Source organism: Aeromonas sp. FDAARGOS 1414 (assembly GCF_019047065.1).
In the GTDB taxonomy this organism is placed as follows: Bacteria; Pseudomonadota; Gammaproteobacteria; order Enterobacterales; family Aeromonadaceae; genus Aeromonas; species Aeromonas veronii_A.
The window spans coordinates 754,916-777,374 of the sequence record NZ_CP077210.1 but is presented as its reverse complement, the minus strand read 5'-3'; the positions used below and the strand labels follow the sequence as shown (position 1 = coordinate 777,374).

General features: G+C 59.7%; 19 protein-coding genes. 5 read left to right on the top strand and 14 right to left on the bottom strand.

Going from position 1 to position 22,459, the window contains the following annotated elements; translation table 11 throughout:
- Positions 1–51: 51 nt before the first annotated feature.
- The 5 genes from kdsB to I6L44_RS03495 all read right to left on the bottom strand — a co-directional run bounded on the left by kdsB (position 52) and on the right by I6L44_RS03495 (position 6,174).
- The gene (gene kdsB / locus I6L44_RS03515) at positions 52–801 is read right to left on the bottom strand and encodes a 3-deoxy-manno-octulosonate cytidylyltransferase (protein WP_128815636.1); all 750 of its coding nucleotides are present in this window, start codon (positions 799–801) and stop codon (positions 52–54) included.
- On the bottom strand, positions 798–986 hold the full coding sequence (locus I6L44_RS03510; protein WP_005347033.1) for a Trm112 family protein: 189 nt from the start codon (positions 984–986) through the stop codon (positions 798–800). The genes kdsB and I6L44_RS03510 overlap by 4 nt, the downstream gene beginning before the upstream one ends.
- Before the next feature lie 123 nt (positions 987–1,109).
- On the bottom strand, positions 1,110–2,105 hold the full coding sequence (lpxK, locus tag I6L44_RS03505) for a tetraacyldisaccharide 4'-kinase (protein ID WP_216953304.1): 996 nt from the start codon (positions 2,103–2,105) through the stop codon (positions 1,110–1,112).
- Positions 2,105–3,868 carry a lipid A ABC transporter ATP-binding protein/permease MsbA gene (gene msbA, locus I6L44_RS03500; RefSeq protein WP_005359702.1) on the bottom strand — a complete coding sequence of 588 codons (1,764 nt, stop codon included), beginning with the start codon at positions 3,866–3,868 and terminating at the stop codon, positions 2,105–2,107. Before msbA ends, lpxK begins: the two co-directional genes overlap by 1 nt.
- A 104-nt stretch (positions 3,869–3,972) precedes the next feature.
- Complete coding sequence (locus tag I6L44_RS03495) at positions 3,973–6,174, bottom strand: DNA internalization-related competence protein ComEC/Rec2 (RefSeq protein ID WP_216953303.1); 2,202 nt, start codon at positions 6,172–6,174, stop codon at positions 3,973–3,975.
- Between the two features lie 27 nt (positions 6,175–6,201).
- On the opposite strand from I6L44_RS03495, the gene I6L44_RS03490 reads away from it, so the two are divergent.
- Positions 6,202–6,720: a DUF2062 domain-containing protein gene (locus I6L44_RS03490; RefSeq protein WP_005350890.1), complete on the top strand. Its 519-nt coding sequence runs from the start codon at positions 6,202–6,204 to the stop codon at positions 6,718–6,720.
- The gene (locus I6L44_RS03485) at positions 6,714–7,217 is read left to right on the top strand and encodes a DUF2062 domain-containing protein (RefSeq protein WP_100646164.1); all 504 of its coding nucleotides are present in this window, start codon (positions 6,714–6,716) and stop codon (positions 7,215–7,217) included. The genes I6L44_RS03490 and I6L44_RS03485 overlap by 7 nt, the downstream gene beginning before the upstream one ends.
- Positions 7,218–7,323: 106 nt before the next feature.
- On the opposite strand, the gene I6L44_RS03480 is transcribed toward I6L44_RS03485, so the two are convergent.
- From I6L44_RS03480 to glpT, 9 genes are all read right to left on the bottom strand, one after another.
- The gene (locus tag I6L44_RS03480) at positions 7,324–8,514 is read right to left on the bottom strand and encodes an amino acid aminotransferase (protein WP_005350888.1); all 1,191 of its coding nucleotides are present in this window, start codon (positions 8,512–8,514) and stop codon (positions 7,324–7,326) included.
- Positions 8,515–8,659: 145 nt separating this feature from the next.
- A complete protein-coding gene (locus I6L44_RS03475; protein WP_216953302.1) occupies positions 8,660–9,601 on the bottom strand; it encodes a hypothetical protein in 942 nt (313 codons plus the stop codon).
- A 171-nt stretch (positions 9,602–9,772) separates the two neighbouring features.
- The gene (gene hdfR, locus I6L44_RS03470; protein WP_005337525.1) at positions 9,773–10,645 is read right to left on the bottom strand and encodes an HTH-type transcriptional regulator HdfR; all 873 of its coding nucleotides are present in this window, start codon (positions 10,643–10,645) and stop codon (positions 9,773–9,775) included.
- Positions 10,645–11,016 carry a DUF413 domain-containing protein gene (gene maoP, locus I6L44_RS03465; protein WP_005337527.1) on the bottom strand — a complete coding sequence of 124 codons (372 nt, stop codon included), beginning with the start codon at positions 11,014–11,016 and terminating at the stop codon, positions 10,645–10,647. The genes hdfR and maoP overlap by 1 nt, the downstream gene beginning before the upstream one ends.
- 298 nt (positions 11,017–11,314) lie before the next feature.
- Positions 11,315–11,797, bottom strand: a complete 483-nt coding sequence (eco, locus tag I6L44_RS03460) for a serine protease inhibitor ecotin (protein WP_005337529.1) — start codon at positions 11,795–11,797, stop codon at positions 11,315–11,317.
- A gap of 218 nt (positions 11,798–12,015) precedes the next feature.
- Positions 12,016–13,104 (bottom strand): glycerophosphodiester phosphodiesterase, encoded by a 1,089-nt coding sequence (glpQ, locus tag I6L44_RS03455; RefSeq protein ID WP_216953301.1) that lies wholly within the window; start codon positions 13,102–13,104, stop codon positions 12,016–12,018.
- A 106-nt stretch (positions 13,105–13,210) separates the two neighbouring features.
- Positions 13,211–14,698, bottom strand: a complete 1,488-nt coding sequence (gene glpD, locus I6L44_RS03450; RefSeq protein WP_216953300.1) for a glycerol-3-phosphate dehydrogenase — start codon at positions 14,696–14,698, stop codon at positions 13,211–13,213.
- Positions 14,699–15,015: 317 nt separating this feature from the next.
- Positions 15,016–15,774, bottom strand: coding sequence for a DeoR/GlpR family transcriptional regulator (locus I6L44_RS03445; protein ID WP_005337538.1), 759 nt, complete (start codon positions 15,772–15,774; stop codon positions 15,016–15,018).
- A 102-nt stretch (positions 15,775–15,876) separates the two neighbouring features.
- On the bottom strand, positions 15,877–17,235 hold the full coding sequence (glpT, locus tag I6L44_RS03440; protein ID WP_005337540.1) for a glycerol-3-phosphate transporter: 1,359 nt from the start codon (positions 17,233–17,235) through the stop codon (positions 15,877–15,879).
- A 489-nt stretch (positions 17,236–17,724) separates the two neighbouring features.
- On the opposite strand from glpT, the gene I6L44_RS03435 reads away from it, so the two are divergent.
- The 3 genes from I6L44_RS03435 to I6L44_RS03425 all read left to right on the top strand — a co-directional run bounded on the left by I6L44_RS03435 (position 17,725) and on the right by I6L44_RS03425 (position 22,335).
- Positions 17,725–18,573, top strand: a complete 849-nt coding sequence (locus tag I6L44_RS03435) for an MIP/aquaporin family protein (RefSeq protein ID WP_005350866.1) — start codon at positions 17,725–17,727, stop codon at positions 18,571–18,573.
- Between the two features lie 54 nt (positions 18,574–18,627).
- Positions 18,628–20,130: a glycerol kinase GlpK gene (gene glpK / locus I6L44_RS03430; protein ID WP_157160496.1), complete on the top strand. Its 1,503-nt coding sequence runs from the start codon at positions 18,628–18,630 to the stop codon at positions 20,128–20,130.
- Between the two features lie 228 nt (positions 20,131–20,358).
- Positions 20,359–22,335, top strand: a complete 1,977-nt coding sequence (locus I6L44_RS03425) for a methyl-accepting chemotaxis protein (protein ID WP_216953299.1) — start codon at positions 20,359–20,361, stop codon at positions 22,333–22,335.
- Positions 22,336–22,459 lie beyond the last annotated feature (124 nt).

Below are 22,459 nucleotides of genomic sequence, written 5' to 3'. Positions count from 1 at the left end.
AAAAAACGGTGCCTTGCGACACCGTTCTTCATGACGTTAGTGCTGTGGCCATCACTTGGCCAAAAAGGCGCGCACCTTCTCCAGATCGGCCTGGGTATCCACCCCGACAGGCGGCGCTTCAAGGGCCTGGGCGACGTGGATCTTCTCCCCGTACCAGAGCACCCGCAGCTGCTCCAGCGCCTCGACCTGCTCCAGCACGCTCGGTGCCCAGTCTACGTAACGCTGGATAAAGCCGGCGCGATAGGCATAGATACCGATATGACGCTGGTAGTGGTCACCAATCTGCTCATGGCTCTTGGCAAAGCGATCCCGATCCCAAGGAATGCTGGCGCGACTGAAGTAGAGGGCGTAGCCATCCTTGTCAGTCACCACTTTCACTGCGTTCGGGTTGAACGCCTCTTCGGCATCCTTGATCGGCACCGACAAGGTCGCCATCGGCGCCGTGGCAGCGGCCAGATTGTCCGCCACCTGACGAATGATGGCGGGCGGAATGAGCGGCTCATCCCCTTGCACATTGACGATGATGGTATCGGCGGCAAAGCCGTAGTGACGGCACACCTCGGCCAGACGCTCGGTGCCGGACTGGTGATCCGGTGAGGTCATGCACACCTCGACGCCGGTGCTCAGCAGTGCCTGCTGTACCCGGGCATCGTCAGTGGCGACGATCACCCGATCGGCCCCCGATTGCAGGGCTTTCTCCACCACGTGCTGCACCATGGGCTTGCCATGGATATCCGCCAGCGGCTTGCCCGGCAGGCGTGTTGACGCATAGCGGGCCGGAATGACGACGACGAAACTCATGACGGCAGCTCATCGCTGTTGAGCGGACGGGCACGGTTCTCCAGTAGTACCGGGATCCCCTCCTCCAGCGGATAGGCCAGCTTGTCGAAGCGGCAGACCAACTCATGAACCGCTTTGTTGTAATGCAGCTTACCCTTGCAGACCGGGCAGGCGATGATGTCGAGCAACTTGATGTCCAAAGCCAAAACGATACTCCTTCAACGATGTCGCGCTGGCGGCTTCATCACGCCAGCGATGGATGTCGAGCAACCAGATATTCCATACGGGACCGCTATTGGTCCACTTCTCCCCCATTCAGGCGAGAGAGATTAATCTTGTGCCCTGGTCGCGCCCTTTGCCTTCGCCCCCAGCTTGTGCAGCAGGGCATCGAGCAGGGAGGCGGGCAACTCGGCGCTGACCGGCAGATACCACCAGTTATCGAGGGCAAACGGGCGGCACTTGACCGCATCCTTCTCGGTCATCAGCAGCGGCTTGCTGGCAAAGCGCCCCACCAGCTCATCCCGATCGAAGGGGTGATGATCGCCGTAGGCTGCCTGCTGATCCAGCTGATAGCCGAGCCCTTCCAGGGTGGCAAAGAAGCGGGGCGGATGACCAATCCCCGCCAGCGCATCAACCGGCCCCGACAAAGGGGCTACAAGCGGCGCATCGTCGCGCACCCGGCGCGGGGTGTCGGCGACCAGTTGCATGGGGTACTCCCCCTTGCCCGGCTCGCCGCCGTTGCAGATGATGGCGTCCACCCGTTTGAGACGAGTGACCGGCTCGCGCAGCGGCCCCATCGGCAACAGGCAGGCGTTGCCGAAACGGCGCGCTCCGTCCACCACCACCAGCTCGATGTCGCGGGCCAGCGCGTAGTGCTGCAGGCCATCGTCGGTGATGATGATATCCACCTCACCGCTCTGCTCCAGCAGTCGTACCGCGTCGGCACGTTTCGGGGCAACCACCACCGGACAGCCGCAGCGCCGGGCAATCAGCACCGGCTCATCCCCCGCCTGTGCCGTGGTGCTGGTCTTATCCAGCCGATAGGGGTAATGGGGCGCCTTGCCGCCATAACCACGGCTCACCACCCCGGGGCGATAGCCGCGGGCTTGCAACTGATCCACCAGCCAGACCACCACTGGCGTCTTGCCGTTGCCCCCCACCGAAATATTGCCCACCACGATCACCGGCAAGGAGGAGCTATACCCCTTGCGCCAGCCGTGACGATAGGCGTAGCGGCGGGTGCCGCTGATGATGGCAAACAGCAGGGCAAAGGGGGCCAGCAACCAGCGCCAGCCACTTTTGCGATACCAGAGCCGTTCCAGCATCAGGCCTTGCTTCCCGCGTTGCCAAACTGAATAGCGCGCAGCTGGGCATAGGTGCCACGCTGCTCCATCAATGCTTCGTGGTTCCCGCGCTCGACGATATGACCTTCGTCGATTACCAGGATCTCGTCTGCCTTCTCGATGGTGGAGAGACGGTGGGCGATCACCAGCGAGGTACGCGCCTTGCAAAGCTCGTCGATAGCCGCCTGAATGTGGCGCTCGGACTCGGTATCGAGGGCCGAGGTGGCCTCATCCAGCAGCAGAACCGGCGCATCGCGCAGCAGGGCGCGGGCGATGGCAACACGCTGACGCTGACCACCGGAGAGGGATGCACCGTTCTCGCCAACCACAGTGTCATACCCGTTGCTCATCTTGCTGACGAATTCGTCGGCATGAGCGATGCGGGCAGCCTGCACGATCTGGTCGCGGCTGTATTTGTCTTCTGCCGCGTAGGCGATGTTGTTGGCCACCGAGTCGTTGAACAGGTGGACATGCTGGGAGACCAGCGCGTACTGCTTGCGCAGCTCGCTCAACTTGTATTCGCGGATGTTGATGCCATCCAGCAGGATCTCGCCCTGATCGATGTCGTAGAAGCGGGTCAGCAGGCTGGCAATGGTACTCTTGCCAGAGCCGGAACGGCCCACCAGCGCCACCGACTTACCCGCCTCCACCTTGAAGCTGACGTTGTGCAGCGCCGGGGTATCCTTGGTCGGGTAGGTGAAGGTGACGTTGCGAAACTCGATCTCACCGCGAGCACGCTCCAGAGTGCGGGTGCCGGTATCCTGCTCCGGCTCGGTGTCGAGCAGGCCAAACAGGCTGTGGCAGGCGGTGATGGCACGCTGGAACTGGTTGTTGACGTCGGTCAGGCTTTTCAGCGGCTTGAGCAGCATCATCATGGAGGTGATCATGACGGTAAACGTACCGGCAGTCAGGGTTGATTTGACGCTGTCAATGGTCGCGACGTAGAGGAAGGCCGCCAGCGCGATGGAGGCAACCATCTGCACCACAGGGCTGCCGATGGCATCAGCCGCGACCATCTTCATGGTCTGCTGGCGCATGTTGTTGCTGACCTGGAAGAAGCGCTTCTCTTCCACCTTCTGGCCACCAAACATCAGCACCTCTTTGTGCCCTTTGAGCATCTGCTCGGTGGAGGTGGTGATATCCCCTACCGCCTGCTGAATATGACGGCTGATCTGGCGGAAACGGCGGCTGATAAGGCCGATGATGACCCCCACCAGTGGGCCAACCACCAGGAAAATCACCGACAGCTGCCAGGAGTGCCAGAACATCAGGCCGAGCAGGCCGACTACGGTCGCCCCTTCCCGCACCAGGGTCACCAGCGTGGTGCTCGCCGCCGAGGAGACCTGACTGGCGTCATAGGTCACCTTGGAGAGCAGATGACCGGTATTCTGACGGTCGAAGAAGCTCATCGGCATCGCCACCATGTGATTGAACACCTGCTGTTGCAGACGCATCACGACGTGGTTGCCAACCCAGGCCATGCAGTAGTTGGAGAGAAAGTTGGCGACACCGCGCAGGGCAACGATGCCGAGGACGAAGAAGGGCATCCATTTCAAAACGGTGCTGTCGTTGCCATTGATGCCCTGATCGATCAGCGGCTTGATGGAGTAGACAAAGGTGGTATCCACGGCGGCGTAGCCCAGCATCCCGATGATGCCACCGACCAGGCCCAGCTTGCGATCACGGACATAACCGAGCAGGCGTTTGAATACTGGCCAGCTCTCTTGTGAGGTTTCTTGTTGCATGAATAGCCGTTAGTAATGGAAATGACGGGCTATTCTAGCCAAAGCGCAGGATTACACCAAGCGTCGCCACCGATATAGAATCCATCCGCTGCGGAAATGACGGATTATTGCTCAAACCACACTCTCGGCCGCCACCACTCACCACTGCGCCGGTACCAGGGCCCCAGATCTCGCTCGGCAGTGACGCTCAAGCCCGCTGCAGTGGGTTCGACCAGCATCGCCCCTTGCTGACCGGTGATCCACTGGCGGGTATCCCGATAGCGGGCCACCACATCTGGACGGGGAAAGCCCCACTGATTCATAAAACCGGCGCTGTGGATCACATCCTTTGCCGCCACCGCCGCGACAAACGGGAGCGTGGAGGAGGTGCGACTGCCATGATGGGGGCTCACCAGCAAGGTGCTGGCCAACCCATCCCCCTCCAGCGCCACCAGCCGTTGCTCGGCTTGCCGCTCGATATCTGCGCTCAGCAGCACGCTGCGCTGCCCATCGCTGATACGCACCACGCAGCCATCATTATTGCGCCCGCCACCGGGGCGCTCGGGCCAGAGCACTGCAAACGAGAGCCCCTGCCAGCGCCACTGTTGCCCACGCTGGCAGAGCGTCGTTCCCTCACTGAAGGGATAAGAGGAGAGCTCGTGACGCACCGGCATGGCGCTGAGCAGTCGCTTGCGATTGCCGGCATGGTCCCGATCCTTGTGGCTGATGATGAGGCGATCAATCACCCGGATCCCCAGATGGCTTAGCTGAGGCAGGATCACCGCGTCCGCCATGTTGTAGCCTCCGGGATAACGATCGCCGGTGTCATAGAGGATGGCGCGCTCCCCCTTGCTGATCAGCACCGCCAGCCCCTGCCCCACATCCAGCACCCGCAGTTGCCAGCGGGCAGGCGTTGGCCAGCACACCAACACCAGCGCAAGGGCACCCGGTAACCAGAGCCAGCGTGCCGGGCGCCACTGTGCGGCGAACCAGAGCAGCAACAGCAGGGTGCAGAGTGGCAGCCACCAACCGGGCAGTGGCCACCACAGTTGCAGTTGGTCTGCCAGCCAATTCAGGATGGTCAGCACCCACCCGAGCCCCAGATCCGCCAGCCAGAACAGGACATAGGCAAGCGAGGTGGAAAGCGGTGCAAGCAGCACACCGATCAGGGCCAGCGGGATGATGGCGATACAAAAGAGCGGCACCGCCAACAGGTTGATCACCATGGCAAGGGGCGCGATCCCCTCGAACAACGCCAGTTGCAGCGGCAGCAGACCGAGTAGCAGCCAGAGCTGGATCTGCCAGAGCCCCGGCTTGTCGTGGAGATATCCCACCAGCAGCAAGATGGCCACCGCCAGAAACGAGAGCCAGAAGCCGGCCGAATAGAGGGCGAAGGGATCCCAGAGGGTCAATACCACAAAGGCCCACAGCCAGATGCGCCAGGCCGGCCACTCTCGCCGACTCCAGCGCAACACGCTCCACACCAGCACCATGATCAGGGCCCGCTCGGTGGCCACAGCAAACCCGGCCAACGCGCTGTAGACGGCGGCAAACAGCAGGGAGGTGATGATGGCGCCGCGCAGACCAAACAGCCTGCCCAACCACCACCCGAGCACCGCCACCAGCGCAATGTGTTGCCCTGAGATGGCGATTATGTGAGTCAGGCCGCTGCCGCGAAACAGCTCCCACTGGGCATCCGTGATGCCGCTCTGCTCGCCAAAAGTGAGCGCCGCCAGCAAGGGGGCATGGTCAAGCGGACGCCAACTCTCGGTCGCCGCGCCCAACCAGCGTTCGCGCCACCCCACAGGTGCTTGTTGAATGTCGATCACCCGGCGCAAATTGCCGGTGGCGGTGATCCCTTTGCCCAGCAGCAGACGCCGCCCATCCAGCCCCGCCTCGTTGGCCAGACCGTGAGCCGGTTTCAACGAGGTCACCAGGGTGATCCGGCTGCCCACTGTCATGGCGGGTAATGCCTTGTAGGCATTGACCCGGATCAGGGGCTCAGGTGTCACCGGTTGCTCGTCGAGGGTGCTCACCCGCAGCAGCAGCCGGACAAATTTATCCCCCTCGGGCTCTGCACTTTGCAGCTGTGCGGTTATCATGTGGCTCGTCTGATCGCCCAACCGCTCCAGCCAGGCCAGCCGATAGGCAAGATTGGCCTGCATCCAGAGGATGCCGAGCAGGAGAAACAGCCACCGCCAGGCACGACAATATGCAAGGGGGATCAGCAGGGACAGCAACAGGCCCCCCCATGCGAGTGAAGGTAACCATGCCCAGAACAGTGAGGAGCTTGCCCCCAGGGCAAACGACAACAGACGCAGATCCATGGAGCAAGTATTTAGCAAGGTTTCAATATGCCCAAACGACTCATTAAACGCTGGATGCCCGATCAGCAAACCCTGAAAGAACACAAGCACCTGCGGCTGTTCGGCAAACTGCTGCTCGATGCCAACCTCTGGCACCTCAACCGCCGCTCGGCCGCCGGGGCCTTTGCGGTGGGCCTCTTCATGGCCTGGGTGCCGCTCCCCTGCCAGATGCTGCTGGCCGCCGGAGGCGCCATCCTGTGCCGGGTCAATCTGCCGCTCTCGGTGGCGCTGGTCTGGCTCTCCAACCCCTTTACAATGCCTCCCCTGCTCTATGGCGCCTATCTGGTTGGTTGCCAGTTGCTGGGACATTCGGCGCAGCAGATCGAGATTGAATTCACCTGGGAGTGGCTGGTCTCGGTACTGGGCACAGTGGCACCACCGCTGTTGCTGGGCTCGCTGATCCTGGCCCTGCTCAGTTCCCTTATCGGTTACACCCTGATCCGCACCTTCTGGCGGATCAGCACGGTACGTCAGTGGCAAAAACGCAAGATGGCACGCCCATGCTGAGTCGCTGGTTTGCCCGCTTCAAGCTAGATCCCGATACCCTGCGCCAGCAGAAGTGGTTTGCCCTGTTTGGTGAACGACTGCTTGCCCCAGCCCTCTGGCAAGGGGGAACCCGCGCCCTGAGCGGCGCGGTAGCGGCCGGGATCTTCGCCTGCTGGTTCCCCATCCCGATGCACTCGCTCATCGCAGTCGGTCTGGCGCTGGCATTCAGCCTCAACCTGCCGCTGGCGCTGCTGGCGGTCTGGTTCAACAATCCGCTGACCCTGCCATTCATGTATCTCTACGCCTATCGCACCGGCTGTCTGGTGCTGCACAAGACGCCGGAGCCTTTCCACCTCAGCTGGACCCTCCACTGGCTGGAGCAGGAGGCTGCGACCCTGGTGCCTCCCTTCCTGCTCGGCAGCCTGCTGCTGGCGGTACTCACCGCCCTGAGCGGCGGCGCCCTGACCGCGCTGCTGTTGCAACTGCGCAAGCTGTGGCAGGGTGTCCGCCACCACTGAGCCGCCCTTACCCTTGTTTGGCGATCAGCCGTTGGCGATCAAAAAAGCCCGTCACCAAGGTGACGGGCTTTTTCATGGCATAGAACCAGAGCGCAAGGCGATGCGATTACAGCACCTTGGCGATCGCCTCGCACAGAGGATCGATATTGGCGCGGGTAATCCCGGCTACGCTGATCCGGCCGGAGCCGACGATGTAGATGGCAAATTCGCTCTTGAGGCGCTCCACCTGATCCTTGGTGAGACCGGAGAAGGAAAACATGCCGTTCTGCTCGCGGATAAAGCTGAAATCCTGGCTCACGCCGAGGGCAGCCAGCTTCTCTACCAGCAGTTCGCGCATCTCGCGAATGCGCACCCGCATGGCAGCCACTTCTTCGACCCACTCGGCATAGAGAGCTGGATCGCTCACCACGGCGGTGACCACAGCAGCGCCGTGTGACGGCGGGTTGGAGTAGTTGGCACGGATCACTGTCTTGACCTGAGTGAAGGCCACGTCGGCGATCTCCTTGGTCGCGCTCACCAGCGTGAAGGCGCCGACCCGCTCATTGTAGAGGCCGAAGTTCTTGGAGAAAGAGCTCGCCACCAGCAGCTCGTCATGGCACTCGGCGAAAATCCGCAGACCTTCGGCATCCTCTTCGATACCACGGGCAAAACCCTGATAGGCGAAGTCAAACAGCGGCAACCAGCCGGCAGCAGCACTCTGCTTGGCCAGCGCGCGCCACTGATCGCTAGTGGGGTCGATACCGGTCGGGTTGTGGCAGCAACCGTGCAGCAGCACCAGCTCACCCGGCTGCACTTCGGCCAGCGAGGCCTGCATGGCGGCAAAGTCGAGTCCCTTGGTGGCGGCGTCGTAGTACTTGTACCACTTGACGGTCAGACCGGCGGCCTGGAACACGCTGACGTGGTTGGCCCAGGTGGGATCGGAGATCCAGATGGTCTTGGCCAGACCGTTGCGCACCACGAATTCGGCCGCGATACGCAGGGCACCGGTACCGCCCGGCGCTTGGGCGGTCTTGGCGCGGCCGCTGGCAACCAGCGCAGAATGCTGCCCGAACAGCAGTTGCTGCACGATACGGCCATATTCGATATTGCCTTCAATACCGAGGTAGTTCTTGGTCTTCTCGTCGGTCAGCAGCTTCTGCTCGGCTTTCTTGACGCAGTGAAGAATGGGGGTGGCACCGGACTCGTCCTTGTAGATCCCTACGCCCAGATTGATCTTGTGGCTGCGAGAGTCAGCGCGGAAGGCTTCGGTCAGGCCCAGGATCGGATCCGCTGGGGCGGCAACAACCTTTTCAAACATGGTATTCCCTGTATTCCGTTGAGTTCGTTGGGTGGCAAAGCGGCTTGATAAACAAAAGCGCTCATCTGGCGAGCGCTTCGTCAACTCTTTATATCACCGTGTTCAATGGGGGAAAACCGCTTTTTGGCTCGCTTTCAGACCAATTTCAACCAACGGCATGCCACACTGGCGCCAGCGCGCACACCTCGGCCGACAAGCCACCATTGGACTCAACCAAGCCGCTACAAACTGCTAACAATGACTTGGGGATCCGGCTCGGTTCCCAGGGCCTAGCCTCGGTCAAAGGTTGGGCATACGCGCTAAGGATGGGGGCCAGATCACGAGGCAGCCACCAGCTGGCCGGACGACCCAAGCGCTGGGCCAGCGCCTGCAGCCGATCCACTCCTGCAGGGTCGAGGGCGGTGAGATGACTCCACAGCACATTGGGGGGCAAGGCGGCCACCACCTGCTGCAAGGCCAGAGGAGCCGATGGGGGAGCCCACACCAGCAAGGTGCCAGCATCAAGGGGCATCTCGGCAAAGGCGCCGACGCTGTCTGTGGTGATCACCCGCTCGATACTCCCCTCCCCCCACAGGATCTTGCCAAGACCCGCCAGGGTGCGCTCGGGCAGGGCCACCTCCCCCAGCGCCTGCAACCAGGGGGCTGCGTCGATCAGGGTGCCGCCGCTGAAAAAGAGGTTGAACGGCTGGGCGGCGCGCAAGCGCAACAGCTGATCGGCGCAGAGCCGGATCCCCTTGTCCTCGAAATCGATCTGCTCGTTGGGGGTGAAGTTCACCTCTGACTTGCGATAGAGCGCCGCCAGCACCCGCTCGTTGACCTGCTCCCCCAATTGCCAGCCCTGAGCATGCAACCACTCCTCGGGCTCGGGGGGAGCGGTGGCGATCTCGGCCAGCATCAGCTCGCGGGTGAGATAGCGCCGCCCGGCCGGGGTGAGCTCATAGCTGTGGTTGCCATGGGCGAGCAGCAGCTGGTTATCCTTGAGCAGGCCCACCAGCGGTTGCCACTGACGGCCACGGATCACCACAGGTGAGTGGCTCAGCAACTGCTGCGCCAGCGCCCGCCATTCGGGGTGACTAAAGTCGATCAATTACAATCCATCCCTGTCAGTGCTCAATCGGATAAACAGCCTGAAAAGGTACCGTTACAGGCCGATGACGCCAAGCCTCCCGCTCCAATTACGTGACCTCGCTCCCTGCAATTTTCCCCAAACAGAAGAGCCCACCGTGGGGTGGGCTCTTCCTTGGATAACACTCGACGCTTATTCGACGTTGAGGCGCAGCTCGGCGTCGTGCCAACCCAGTGGCAGGGTCAACAGCTGATCGATCAGCTCCCGGCGATCGGATTTCTCCAGATAGGCGAGATAGAGCGGACGGCTCAGCGGCTGCCCCCCCTCCACCAGATGGAGCGCGCCCTTCTCGAGGAAGGGGCTGACCATTCGCCGTGGCAGGTAGGCAGCCCCACCGTTGGCCAGCACAAATTGCAACGCCATGCTGGCGGAGCTGGAGTGCAGCACCGGGGTCTTTTGCAGGCTCTGCAAACGGCTGGGTTGCGGCTCGAAGCTGGTGCCCCAGTCGAGATGGATATGCGGCATCTGCATCAGGTTGTCGGCATTGGCGGCCGGATCCCGGCTCACCAGCTCGAATACCAGCTCACCGATGGGATGCAGGGCGATCTCGTCGATCTTGGTGGGCTCGGAGAGCAGGGCCAGATCGAGGGAGCGCTCAAGCAACTGACGGCAGAGGTGCTCGCGGGAAGCCGTTTCCAGCCGTACCGCCAAACCGGGCGCCAGCGCATAGATGTGGTTGAGCCAGTCGTTGAAATCGAGCTCCCAAAACACCGCGGGCGCGCCGATGGCCAACTGCTGGCTGAATCCCGGTGAAAGCGCCACATCCTGCTTGGCACGGCCAAGGGTGTGCAAGATGGCGTCTGCGTAGGGCAGCAGACGCTCACCGGAGGCGGTCAGGCGGATGTTGTTGCGATGACGGGCAAACAGACTGACACCCAGTTGCTGCTCTAGCTGGCGGATCCGGAAACTCACCGCCGACTGGGTCAGGTAGAGATTTTCAGCAGCCCGGCCAAAATGCCGGGTCTTGCTCACCTCGATAAAGGTCCGAAGCAGCTCGGTATCCATTAATCGATGGACTCGTCACTGCCACCGCCGCTGCCACCACCGACATCAAAGCTGCCGCCACCGCTGCTCTCTTCGCTGGCACCACCAACAACGGTGCAGAGGCGATGAACACGCTTGGGACCGATCACCTTGAGGTACTTGAACCACACCTTGGCATGGGGGTTGGCACCGGCTGCGCCGGATTTGACCTGCTCGACGAAGGCGGACTCGACATCGTCACGGGGTGCAAGGTTGCCCTGGTAGAGTGCCAGCATGGCGGTACCATACTTTTCCAGACTGTCCGCTTCGGCCACAGTGAATTCACCACTGCGACGCAGGCCACGGGGAAAATGTTTGAAGTCGTTGAAACGCTTGTCTGATTCGAAGCTCATAGTGCTCTTTTTTCTGGTTAGTTTGACCTTTGCGGGCAAGTATCATCAGGCCATCGCCGAGTGCAAAATCAATTTTCTCACTATGTTAATAAATATCTTTTATCGAAGTCACTTTGCCCCATCGCTGACGCCGATTTTGTGGCATAACACACAAAAAACGTTGATAAATAATAAACTTATGTAAACGTGCAGCCAATTTGCACGTCACTTTTTGGACTGTGCAGGCAAAAATAAAGCGCCATACGGCGCTTTATTTATCACATCAGATGAACCAGCTGAACCTTTGGTTCAAACATGCTTACTCAATCATGGCCGGTTGGGCCAAGTTGTCGGCACGCCACAGACGGTAGCGCACTTCATACTCCTGCGGCACGTAAATCACGAACGGCAGTTTTGAGTTGTAGTTCACGAAGAAGCCCTGACCGTAGATCTGGACGAAGGTCTCTTTCTGCTGGTTATCCGGGCACATCATCAGGGTGCTGATGGGGTCGGAGACTTTGCCCAGCTTCAGGTAGTTGTAGCCCCAACCTTTGACGCTGTGCTGTTCCAGGTTGCCTGCAAAACGCGGTACGTTGCAATCAACCATCATCTTTTTGCCGACCTGCAGCTCGACCATCATGTCGGCTTCTTTCTCGACTTCAGGCAGGCGGATCACCACACGTTCCTGATTCACGTCAGCGGCTGGGAACATGCTGATATCAAATTTTTTCGGCTCGGCGGCGAAGGCATGGCCACCCAGCAACAAGGCGCCCAGCAGGCTAAAACGCAATACGGTTTTCATCTGTACCTCATGGGGTTGGTTCAACGCCGCTAGACTAACCGCTCTGCCGATTTCATGCCAGCGATCTGCTACGTAAAAACTGCGTAAAATGATGCAGATCCGGCACACCATGACGTGATCTGGCTATTTTCTGACAGGGCGCACACTCCCGTTACAGGAACCTGAAACAAAAAGCGAGGCCAATTGGCCTCGCTTTGCATCCAAATGGCGCCAGAGTGCTATTTGGCCGCCTCTTGATGGGCCTTGATGACGGCCACCGCCTTGTCAGGGAAGTCGCTGAACACCCCGTCCACATCGGCTTGATAGAGGAAGATGTTGAGCAGATCGGTAAAGTCCTTGGCATAGGCCGGGATCTGCCCCTCATCCTGACGGAAGGTATAGGGGTGAACTTTCAGGCCCGCCGCATGGGCTTCTTTTACCATACCGGTGAAGACCGGTTTGCCCAAAGTGCCCGGCTCGGTGACGATCATCGGTTTCCACGGGCCAATCCCTTCGGCATAGCTGGCGATGGTTTTCATCGCTCCCGGCTTGAACATCCAGTCATAGTTGTAGGGGGTCGCCTTACCCTTGGCGTCGTAGACCATGGTCTCGTTCCAGTCGGTCTCGGCCATCAGCTGCACCAGTTTCAGATCCATACCCATGGCGGGCATCAGCTCGCTGTTGATGCGCTTGAGTTCATCGGCATCGAAGCACTGCAGATAGACCTTGTCATCCTTCCCGGTATAGCCGTACTCCTTGAGCACCTTCAGCACTGCTTTGGAGATATCCTTGCCTTCGTGGCGGAACAACCAGGGCGCCTTGATCTCCGGGTAGATGCCGATGTTCTTGCCGGTGCTCTTGTTGAGCCCCTGGATCATCTCGATCTCCTCCTGGAAGGTGTGGATCTTGAAGTCTGACTTCCAGAGCGGGAAGCGGGCCGGATAGACCGGCACCTGCTTGCCATCCACCAGCTGGAACGGCTCGGTCATGCGCAGGGAACGCACCTCGTCCAGGGTGAAATCCACCACATAGTAACGGCCGTCCGGACGGGCACGGCCGGGGAAGCGCGCCGCCACATTGGTGATACCGTCGAGGAAGTGATCGTGCATCACCACCAGCTGATCATCCTTGGTCATCACCAGATCCTGCTCCAGATAGTCAGCCCCCATGCCATAGGCCAGCGCCTTGGACTCCAGGGTATGCTCGGGCAGGTAGCCGGAAGCGCCACGGTGGGCGATCACCACCTTGCCTTCATCGGCAGCCAACACGGGTAATGAGAGGGAGGCCCCAAGGCTCAAGGCGATGAGGGAAACGGCGAGTTTTTTCATATGTGATGCTCTTTATTATTGTGTGTAGGTAATTGTTCTATCAGAGGTTTGTTGCATATTTACGGTGGAAAGCGGTGAGCAGCAGCGCACTGCCCACCGTCACTCATCAGCTCGCCTTGCGCAGAGCCTGATGGTATTGGTCGAGCCAGATCTGCAGCATCTGCTGCTCTGAGTCGTTCAGGCGCAGCCCCAGCTTGCTGCGGCGCCAGAGGATATCGTCCAGTGAACAGGCCCACTCCCGTTCGATGAGATAGCGCACTTCCGACTCGTAGAGGCCACCACCGAAGTGAATGCCGCGATCCTCTTTCAGCCAGAGACGGGCATGGGCGCCATAGGCCTCGGCGATGCGCAGGGCGCTGCGATCATCGAGCCAGTCAAACTCCAGCGCAAAGGCGCGGGCCAGCTCGCGTACCGAGCAGTCAAACTCGCCGCCGGGCAGACGGCTGGTCGCCGTCCAGTCATCCCCCATCTGGCTGAACCAGGGCTTGAGCTTGTTGCAGGCGGCCTGCGCCAGCTTCCGATAGGTGGTTAGCTTGCCGCCAAACACCGACAAGAGCGGCGCACCGTCAGACTCGCCAGAGAGTTCGAGGGTGTAGTCGCGGGTCACCGCCTGCGGTGAATCTGACTCGTCATCACAGAGCGGGCGCACCCCGGCATAGGTCCAGATCACATCTTTCGGCGCAATTTGGCGAGTGAAGTGGGCGTTGACCACCTCGCACAGGTAGGTAATTTCGGCCTCGCTGATCTTCGCTTCCCGCGGACTGCCGTGGTGCTCCACATCCGTGGTGCCGATGAGGGAGTAGTCCTGCTGATAAGGGATGACGAAGACGATGCGGTTGTCTTCGTTTTGCAGGATATAGGCCTCTTCGCGCTCATGGATGCGCGGCACTATCATGTGGCTGCCTTTAATAAGGCGAATGCCGCGGGGGGATTTCTCGTGCAGGCTCTCGTCATAGAAGGTCTTGACCCAGGGGCCCGCCGCATTGACCAGACCACGGCAGGTGACGGTGAACTGCTCGCCCCCTTCCCGCTCCAAAGTGAGCGTCCAGTGTTTGGATCCGCGCACCGCCTTGATGCAACGGGTGCGGGTCTGCACGTCGGCCCCCTTGTCACGGGCCATCATGGCGTTAAGCACAACCAGCCGGGCATCGTCGACCCAGGCATCCGAGTATTCAAACCCCTTGTTGATCCCTGCGGTCAAACCATCTTGCGGCAGGAAGCGCACGCCACAGCTCCCCTTTAGCTTGTCGCGCTTGGCCAGATTGTCATAGAGGAACAGACCGGCGCGGATCATCCAGGCCGGACGCAGGTGCGGGCGGTGCGGCAGGCGAAAACGCATGGGACGGGCGATGTGAGGCGCCATACCGAGCAGCACCTCACGCTCCGCCAACGCCTCTTTCACCAGCCGGAATTCGTAATGCTCGAGATAGCGCAAACCGCCGTGGATCAGCTTGCTGGAGTTGGACGAGGTGGCAGAGGCGAGATCTTGCGCCTCAAACAGGGCAACCTTCAGACCCCGTCCTGCCGCATCGGCTGCGATGCCGACCCCGTTGATGCCGCCACCGACGACGACCAGATCATAATGTTCGCTCATGTTCACCTACTTTCATTTTTATGATTGCTATAACAGCAATGTTTGATTTCGCTCATTTTAGAACATGAAAATACAACAAACGAACATTTTATGGCGAAAGTGTGATCGCCACAGCCCGCCAGAGGTGGCAAAAGTGATACGGCAAGTGACCGAATGGCGTCGGGCCAAAACCGGCGGGTTAATAGCCAAAAAAACCTGATTGAATAGTGGTTTTGGCAATACCCATAAAGGGGTGAGATGAGTGCGGGACTGGGGGAGAGAAAGAGAAAGGAGGCCGCCCTGACGGGCGACCGGCACAGCCTTGGCGTGTTTCGCCGTCAGCAGATGTGGCAGGCGATCTGGTGTTGCGCCATCAATCGCGCCAGCTTTTCCGGTGGCTCCTGATCGGTAAAGAGGGCGTGGATCTGGCTGAGATTGCCCAGATTGACCATGGCATTGCGACCAAACTTGGTGTGGTCGGCGGCCAGGAACACCTGACGGGAGTGGGCGATGATGGCCTGGGCGATCTTCACCTCGTGATAGTCGAAATCGAGCAGGGAGCCGTCGTTGTCGATCCCCGAAATCCCGATGACGCCATAGTCCATGCGAAACTGGCCGATAAAGTCGCGGGTCGCCTCCCCCACGATGCCGCCATCGCGGTTACGGATCTCGCCGCCGGCAATGATGACGGTGAAGTCATCCTTGGCCGTCAGAATGCTGGCCACGTTGAGGTTGTTGGTGACGATGCGCAGCTCGCGGTGATCGAGCAGGGCGCGGGCAATGGCTTCGGTGGTGGTACCTATGTCGATAAAGAGCGATGAGCCGTCGGGAATATTGGCCGCTACCTCGCGGGCGATGCGCTCTTTCTCCTTGAGTTGCATCACTTTACGGGCGCTGTAGGCGGTATTGACGGTACTCGAATGCAGGGAGGCACCGCCATGATGGCGCCGGATCTTGTTCTGTTCGGCGAGATCGTTCAGATCCCGGCGAATGGTCTGGGGGCTGACGTCAAAGTGGGTCACCAGATCGTCGGTCGAGACAAATCCCTGCCGCGTCAGGACGTCCAGGATCTCCAGATGTCGTTGGGTTTGCTTCACGCTTGCACTCCGATGATGAGACAAAAAAAGGCCCCGGCAGATGCGGGGCCTTTTGGCAGTTTACCTGATCCCCTTTGGGATCAATAAGCTGAGGATCACGTTTTATGCCTTATGGGCAGCCGCTTTCTTGGCCGCAACGGCAATGTTCTCGTGCTTGAGGGTCATCGCCAGCAGGATGATAGAGAGCACGCAGGAGACAGTCAGCACCATGAAGCCGCCATCCCAACCGAAGTGGTCAACGGTATAACCCAGCATGGCGTTGGCCGCGACCGCGCCGCCCAGATAACCGAACAGACCGGTGAAACCTGCCGCAGTACCGGCTGCTTTCTTCGGTGCCAGCTCAAGAGCATAGAGGCCAATCAGCATGACAGGGCCGTAGATCAGGAAGCCGATAGCCACCAGCGCCATCATGTCGATGGTCGGGTTGCCGGCCGGGTTGAACCAGTAAACCAGTACAGCCAGGGTCACCAGCACCATGAACAGGATACCGGCCGGGGCACGGCGGCCCTGGAACATCTTGTCAGAGATCCAGCCACACAGCAGGGTGCCCGGAATACCGGCCCACTCGTAGAGGAAGTAAGCCCAGGAGGAGTTGTCGACGGTGAAGTGCTTGGCCTCTTTCAGGTAGGTTGGCGCCCAGTCCAGCACACCGTAACGAATGAGGTAAACGAAGGCGTTGGCGATCGCGATGTACCACAGCAGTTTGTTGTGCAGCACGTACTTGACGAAGATCTCCTTGGCGGAGAACTCCTGCTCGTGGCTCTCGTTGTAATCCTTCGGATAGTCGTTCTTGTACTCCTCGATAGGAGGCAGACCGACCGATTGCGGGGTATCACGCATCACGAAGAAGGCGATCACTGCGATGGCGGCCGCCGCTGCCGCAGGCACATAGAAGGCACTGCGCCAGTCGTTGAACCAACCCATCCCGAGGATAAACAGCGGGCCAATCATGCCGCCACCCACGTTGTGCGCCACGTTCCAGACCGCAACCACTTCGCCGCGCTCTTTCTGTGACCACCAATGCACCATGGTGCGACCGCAGGGCGGCCAGCCCATGCCCTGTGCCCAACCGTTCAGGAACAACAGCACGAACATGATGGCAATGCTGGAGGTGGCCCAGTGCATGGTACCCATCATGAACATGATGGCAGCCGAGAGCAGCAGACCGGCGGAGAGGAAGTAACGGGCGTTGGAACGGTCAGAGACGTTCCCCATCAGAAATTTGGAGAGACCATAGGCAATGGAGACCCCGGAGAGCGCGAAACCGAGATCACCACGGGAAAAGCCCTGCTCGATCAGATAGGGCATCGCCAGACTGAAGTTTTTCCGTACCAGATAGTAGCCGGCGTAACCGAAGAAAATCCCGAAAAACACCTGCCAACGCATGCGTTTGTAGAAGGGGTCGACCTTGTCAGCCGGGAGCCTGTCGATGTGCGCCGCAGGCCTGAAGAGACTAAGCATGTTCTGCTTCCTTATTGTTGTTATGGGCGGTTGAGGATGCCCTGACCATTCCAACGAATCATGTGAGTCCACCGATTCGCAAGCGAGCCAATTGTGCTCATATGCGCTCATTTAATCTGTGATGCATGCTCAAATATTGCAGTTTTATTACAAATAAAAGCTCCAAATGAGAAATTGCTCAGCAAGCGCCAGCCCTTGTGTGGCAAGGGTTGCAAGCTACCCCCTAAGTGGTAACTAGCTGTTATCAAGATGCTTTACGTCACATTTTCTTAGCAATGAGTGGGATCTTGTCCACATTTCCTATGGAGGGGGGATGGTGAAATTATTGGGAAGGGTTATTTTCTGTCACGACCGATAACGAGCACAAACGAGCATAACGTTTGCGCAAGACGCAAAAACAACAAGGAAACGTTTTCGGCAGCAACGGATAGACACAAAAAGATAGAACGGAACATCAAACCTCTACGGGTGGATATAAGGAATAAAAGTATGAGCATACAAAGACCCAATACCCTGCTTGGCGAGTGCATCGCCGAGTTTATCGGAACCGGCCTGCTGATATTTTTCGGTGTCGGATGTGTGGCGGCACTGGTGCTGGCAGGCGCCAACTTCGGGCAGTGGGAAATTTCCATTACCTGGGGTCTGGGCGTGGCCATCGCCATCTATGTGACCGGCGGTATTTCAGGTGCCCACCTGAACCCGGCCGTCACCCTGGCGCTGATGACCTTCTGCGGTTTCGACAAGCGCAAGGTGGTGCCCTACATCATCGCCCAGATGGCCGGTGCCTTCTGCTTCGCCGCCCTTGTCTACTTCCTTTATGGTAACCTTTTCACCCAATGGGAAGTGACCCATAACGTGGTGCGCGGCAGTGTCGAGAGCCTCGGCACCGCCGGGATCTTCTCCACCTACCCCAATGCCCTGCTGACCAACATGCAAGCTTTTGCCGTCGAGCTGGTGATCACCGCCGTCCTGATGCTGGGCATCATGGCGCTGGGTGACAACAACAACGGCGCCCCCAAGGGTTTCGCTGCCGCCCTGCTGATCGGTATCCTGATCGCGGTGATCGGTGCCTCCCTTGGCCCGTTAACCGGTTTTGCCATGAACCCGGCCCGTGACTTTGGTCCGAAACTGTTCGCGTTCTTTGCTGGCTGGGGTGATGTTGCCCTGACCGGTGGTCGTGACAACCCCTACTTCTGGGTTCCGATCCTTGGCCCCATCGTTGGCGCCCAGATTGGTACCGCTCTGTATGTCAAAGTGCTGGCTCCCTGCGTCCCGGGCAACCGTGTCGTCACCACCGAGCAAGCGACCCAAACCGCCAAAGAAGAGGCTGCCGCATAAGAGCGGCCCCCTCCAACGTATAAAAACGTGGAAAATAGAAACGTGGAGAACATCATGTCTGCTGAAAAGAAATATGTCGTCGCTCTGGACCAGGGAACCACCTCTTCCCGCGCCATCGTGTTTGATCAGGATGCCAACATTGTCGGTACCTCCCAGCGCGAATTCACCCAGCACTACCCGAAAGCGGGCTGGGTAGAGCACGACCCGATGGAGATCTGGGCGACCCAATCCTCCGTCTTTACCGAAGTGCTGGCCAAGACCGGCCTGCGCAGCGAAGAGATCGCCGCCATCGGTATCACCAACCAGCGTGAAACTACCGTTGTCTGGGAAAAGGCCACCGGCAAGCCCATCTACAACGCCATCGTCTGGCAGTGCCGCCGCACCGCCGCCATCTGCGAAGAGCTCAAAGCTCGCGGTCTGGAAGAGTATGTTCGCGAGAACACCGGCCTGGTGCTGGATGCCTACTTCTCCGGTACCAAGGTGAAGTGGATCCTCGACAACGTGGAAGGTGCCCGCGAGAAGGCGATGAACGGCGAGCTGCTGTTTGGCACCATCGACACCTGGCTGGTCTGGAAGATGACCAATGGCGAAGTGCACGTCACCGACCCGACCAACGCCTCCCGTACCATGCTCTACAACATCCGCGAGCTGAAGTGGGATCAGAAGATGCTGGACGAGCTGGGCATCCCCATGTCCATGCTGCCGGAAGTGAAACCCTCTTCCGAAGTGTACGGCTACACCACCCGTGGTGGCGGCTCCCGCATCCCCATCGCCGGTATCGCCGGTGACCAGCAGTCTGCCCTGTTCGGCCAGCTCTGCTTTGAAAAAGGGATGGCCAAGAACACCTACGGCACCGGCTGCTTCATGCTGATGAACACCGGTACCGAGCCGGTTCGCTCCAGCAACGGCCTGCTGACTACCGTCGCCATCGGCCCGAAAGGGGAAGTGAATTATGCCCTCGAGGGTGCTGTATTTATGGGCGGCGCCACCATCCAGTGGTTGCGTGACGAGCTGAAGATCATTCACGATGCCCGCGACACCGACTACTTCGCCTCCAAGGTGGGCGATACCAACGGTGTCTATCTGGTACCGGCCTTCGTCGGTCTGGGCGCCCCCTACTGGGATCCGTATGCTCGCGGCACCATGGTCGGTCTGACCCGTGGCGCCAACCGCAACCACATCATCCGCGCCGCGCTGGAATCCATCGCCTACCAGAGCCGCGACGTGCTGGATGCGATGCAGCAGGACTCCGGCATCAAGCTGGCAGCTCTCAAGGTAGACGGCGGCGCCGTAGCCAACGACTTCCTGATGCAGTTCCAGGCTGACATGATGCACACCCCGGTGGTACGTCCGACCCGCATCGAGACTACCGCCATGGGCGCCGCCTTCCTGGCCGGTCTGGCAGTCGGCTTCTGGAAGAGCTCGGACGAGCTGGAAGACAAGTTCAGCGTGGACCGCGAGTTCATCCCGCAGATGGACAGAGACGATCGCGCCAAACGTTACAGCGGCTGGCAAAAAGCGGTTGAACGTTCACGCCGTTGGGCTGAAGAGGATTGATCGGGCACCCGACATTCCGTTGAGATAAACACCCAAGAGGCCGACCGCAATGTCGGCCTCTCTTTTTATGCTTTCCCTTGCCGCTTTCTGCCCACTTCCCCGCTAACTGCTCCCTCCTGTTTTTCTGTCGCCCTCTGTTGTCATCATCCGCCACAACACAATTGAGTTCTCTATCTATAATCATCATCTGGGTCGCATATGCGGCCTTTCTTTATGGAGGAGAGAAATATGGAGAGGGCGATACACCGTTTTACACTGCACTCACTCTGGTCAGGGCTCGGGATCCGCACCCGGATCCTCTCCGGCGTAGCGATACTGATGGTTATCGCCATCAGTTGCATCACCCTGATCCTCGAGCAGATATCCCACACGCAGGCACAGCAGCGGGTCGAACGCTATGAGCTGCCAAGCAGTGTGGACCGCATTGCCAACCAGCTGACCGCCCAGCTGACCCAGCACCTGACCGAGGCGCAAGCGCTCGCCAGCAACAGCTTCGTCATCGACTGGCTGACCGCTGGCATGCCAGAAGCTGAGTGGCCCGAGATGGAGCGCTACTTTCAGGCTCTGCAACGACGTCTCGGCGGTAACGTCTTTATTGCCCCTCGCCAGACCAACACCTTGCTCAACTTCAGTGACGGCCCCACCGCCCAGAAAGCGCTGAGCGAGTCAGACCCGAAAGATGAGTGGTTTTACGGTTTTCTCCAGCGCAATCAACCTTACGAACTGAACCTCGACATCTCCGATTTCAACCAGCGAGCCTCCCTCTATATCAACACCGCCGTCACCCACGAGGGCAATACCCTGGCGGTGGCCGGTACCTCCATCGACATGAGCACCCTGAGCAAGCTCATCAGCAGCTATCGGATCGGCAAGAGCGGTCAGGTCTATCTGGCGGACATGGGAGGCAATATCGAGATCCACCCCGCACTGGAGCAAAAAGATGCCGCTCACCATCAACAATCCTTTCTCGATACCGTCAAACGGCTTATCCCCAAGGCTGGGGAACAGGTGGCAGTTGAGGCACTGACGCTGGAGGGAGAAACCTACCTTCTTGCTGTACGCTACATCCCCACCCTCAACCGGCTGCTGATTGGCGAGATCAACAGCGCCGAGTTGGAAGAGGGATTACATGAGTCACGCCAGCTCATCATCATGGTGTCGCTCGCCATCGGCACTCTGGCGATGCTGGCCTCCGCCTGGTTGGCTCACTCCATCAGTCGCCCGATTCGTCAGGCTGCCGATGGCATGCACCACATCACCGCCGATCGGGATCTGGCGACCCGCCTCGACTTCTCCGACGAGTCGGAGCTGGGCCAGATGGCCCAGAGCTTCAACCGGCTGATCCAGAGTCTTAACCAGAGCTTCTCCCGCTTCCAGCAGTCAGGCAGCGCCCTCTCCGCCCAGTCGTCCCAATCCATGCAGCAGGCCCAGGCACTGGCAGGAGAAGCATGCCAGCAGGCCCAGAGCATTCAGGAGCTGACCACTGTGGTCACCACCATCGGTGACAACGCCGAGCAGATCGCCAGCCGTTCCGAGGGGGTCAGCGACGTGACCCGGCGCATCGCTGACCACATGCTCAGTGTCGAACAGGATGTGATCCAGAGTGCCGATCGTCTCGATACTTTGCGCAGCAGCATCGGCACCTCGTCCGCGCTGCTTGAAGAGGTGGTCAAGGACAGCAACAACATCACCCAGATCATGAACCTCATCCGCGATGTCTCGAACCAGACCAACCTGCTGGCCCTCAATGCCGCTATCGAGGCTGCCCGGGCAGGGGATATGGGGCGGGGCTTTGCGGTGGTGGCCGACGAGGTGCGCCAACTGGCGGTGCGCACCCAGACCGCCACCAAGGATGTGCAGGATCTTATCTTGCGTCTGCAGGAGGGAACCCGGCAGGCCAGCAGCTCGATGGCAGGCTCCCACACCCTGAGCGAAGAGGGCTATAGCCGGATGCATCAAGCCAGAGAGGTGCTGGTCGATGCCACCAGCCAAATTAACCAGACAGCAAGGGAACTCAACGAAATCAGCGCGCTGGCACAAGCTCAGGATCAACAGATGGGGCAAGCCAGAGTTGCGCTTGACGAGCTGGCCATGGTGGCCGAGCATCAGCGTGAACACGCAGAGGAGAGCAATGCCGCCAGCCGCGAACTGTTCGAACTGGCCAAAGCCATCGACGAGCAGATCCGCCAATACCGGATTGGCTAGACCCGGCGCTTCCCCCTCTCCCTCTCAATAACCAAGACGCCACCGCAGGGTGGCGTTTTCATTTTGCAAATCATTTTGCCTGCGCTCTCGAAACGGGAATGACGACAAGACTTGCAAGTCATTG

Excerpts from the sequence above, each read along its gene's own strand:
- msbA (WP_005359702.1), bottom strand. The coding sequence starts at position 3,868 with ATGCAACAAGAAACCTCACAAGAGAGCTGGCCAGTATTCAAACGCCTG.
- glpT (WP_005337540.1), bottom strand. The coding sequence starts at position 17,235 with ATGCTTAGTCTCTTCAGGCCTGCGGCGCACATCGACAGGCTCCCGGCT.
- I6L44_RS03490 (WP_005350890.1), top strand. The coding sequence starts at position 6,202 with ATGCCCAAACGACTCATTAAACGCTGGATGCCCGATCAGCAAACCCTG.
- hdfR (WP_005337525.1), bottom strand. The coding sequence starts at position 10,645 with ATGGATACCGAGCTGCTTCGGACCTTTATCGAGGTGAGCAAGACCCGG.
- kdsB (WP_128815636.1), bottom strand. The coding sequence starts at position 801 with ATGAGTTTCGTCGTCGTCATTCCGGCCCGCTATGCGTCAACACGCCTG.
- I6L44_RS03435 (WP_005350866.1), top strand. The coding sequence starts at position 17,725 with ATGAGCATACAAAGACCCAATACCCTGCTTGGCGAGTGCATCGCCGAG.
- I6L44_RS03495 (WP_216953303.1), bottom strand. The coding sequence starts at position 6,174 with ATGGATCTGCGTCTGTTGTCGTTTGCCCTGGGGGCAAGCTCCTCACTG.
- glpK (WP_157160496.1), top strand. The coding sequence starts at position 18,628 with ATGTCTGCTGAAAAGAAATATGTCGTCGCTCTGGACCAGGGAACCACC.
- lpxK (WP_216953304.1), bottom strand. The coding sequence starts at position 2,105 with ATGCTGGAACGGCTCTGGTATCGCAAAAGTGGCTGGCGCTGGTTGCTG.
- I6L44_RS03485 (WP_100646164.1), top strand. The coding sequence starts at position 6,714 with ATGCTGAGTCGCTGGTTTGCCCGCTTCAAGCTAGATCCCGATACCCTG.
- glpD (WP_216953300.1), bottom strand. The coding sequence starts at position 14,698 with ATGAGCGAACATTATGATCTGGTCGTCGTCGGTGGCGGCATCAACGGG.
- eco (WP_005337529.1), bottom strand. The coding sequence starts at position 11,797 with ATGAAAACCGTATTGCGTTTTAGCCTGCTGGGCGCCTTGTTGCTGGGT.
- maoP (WP_005337527.1), bottom strand. The coding sequence starts at position 11,016 with ATGAGCTTCGAATCAGACAAGCGTTTCAACGACTTCAAACATTTTCCC.
- I6L44_RS03480 (WP_005350888.1), bottom strand. The coding sequence starts at position 8,514 with ATGTTTGAAAAGGTTGTTGCCGCCCCAGCGGATCCGATCCTGGGCCTG.
- glpQ (WP_216953301.1), bottom strand. The coding sequence starts at position 13,104 with ATGAAAAAACTCGCCGTTTCCCTCATCGCCTTGAGCCTTGGGGCCTCC.
- I6L44_RS03425 (WP_216953299.1), top strand. The coding sequence starts at position 20,359 with ATGGAGAGGGCGATACACCGTTTTACACTGCACTCACTCTGGTCAGGG.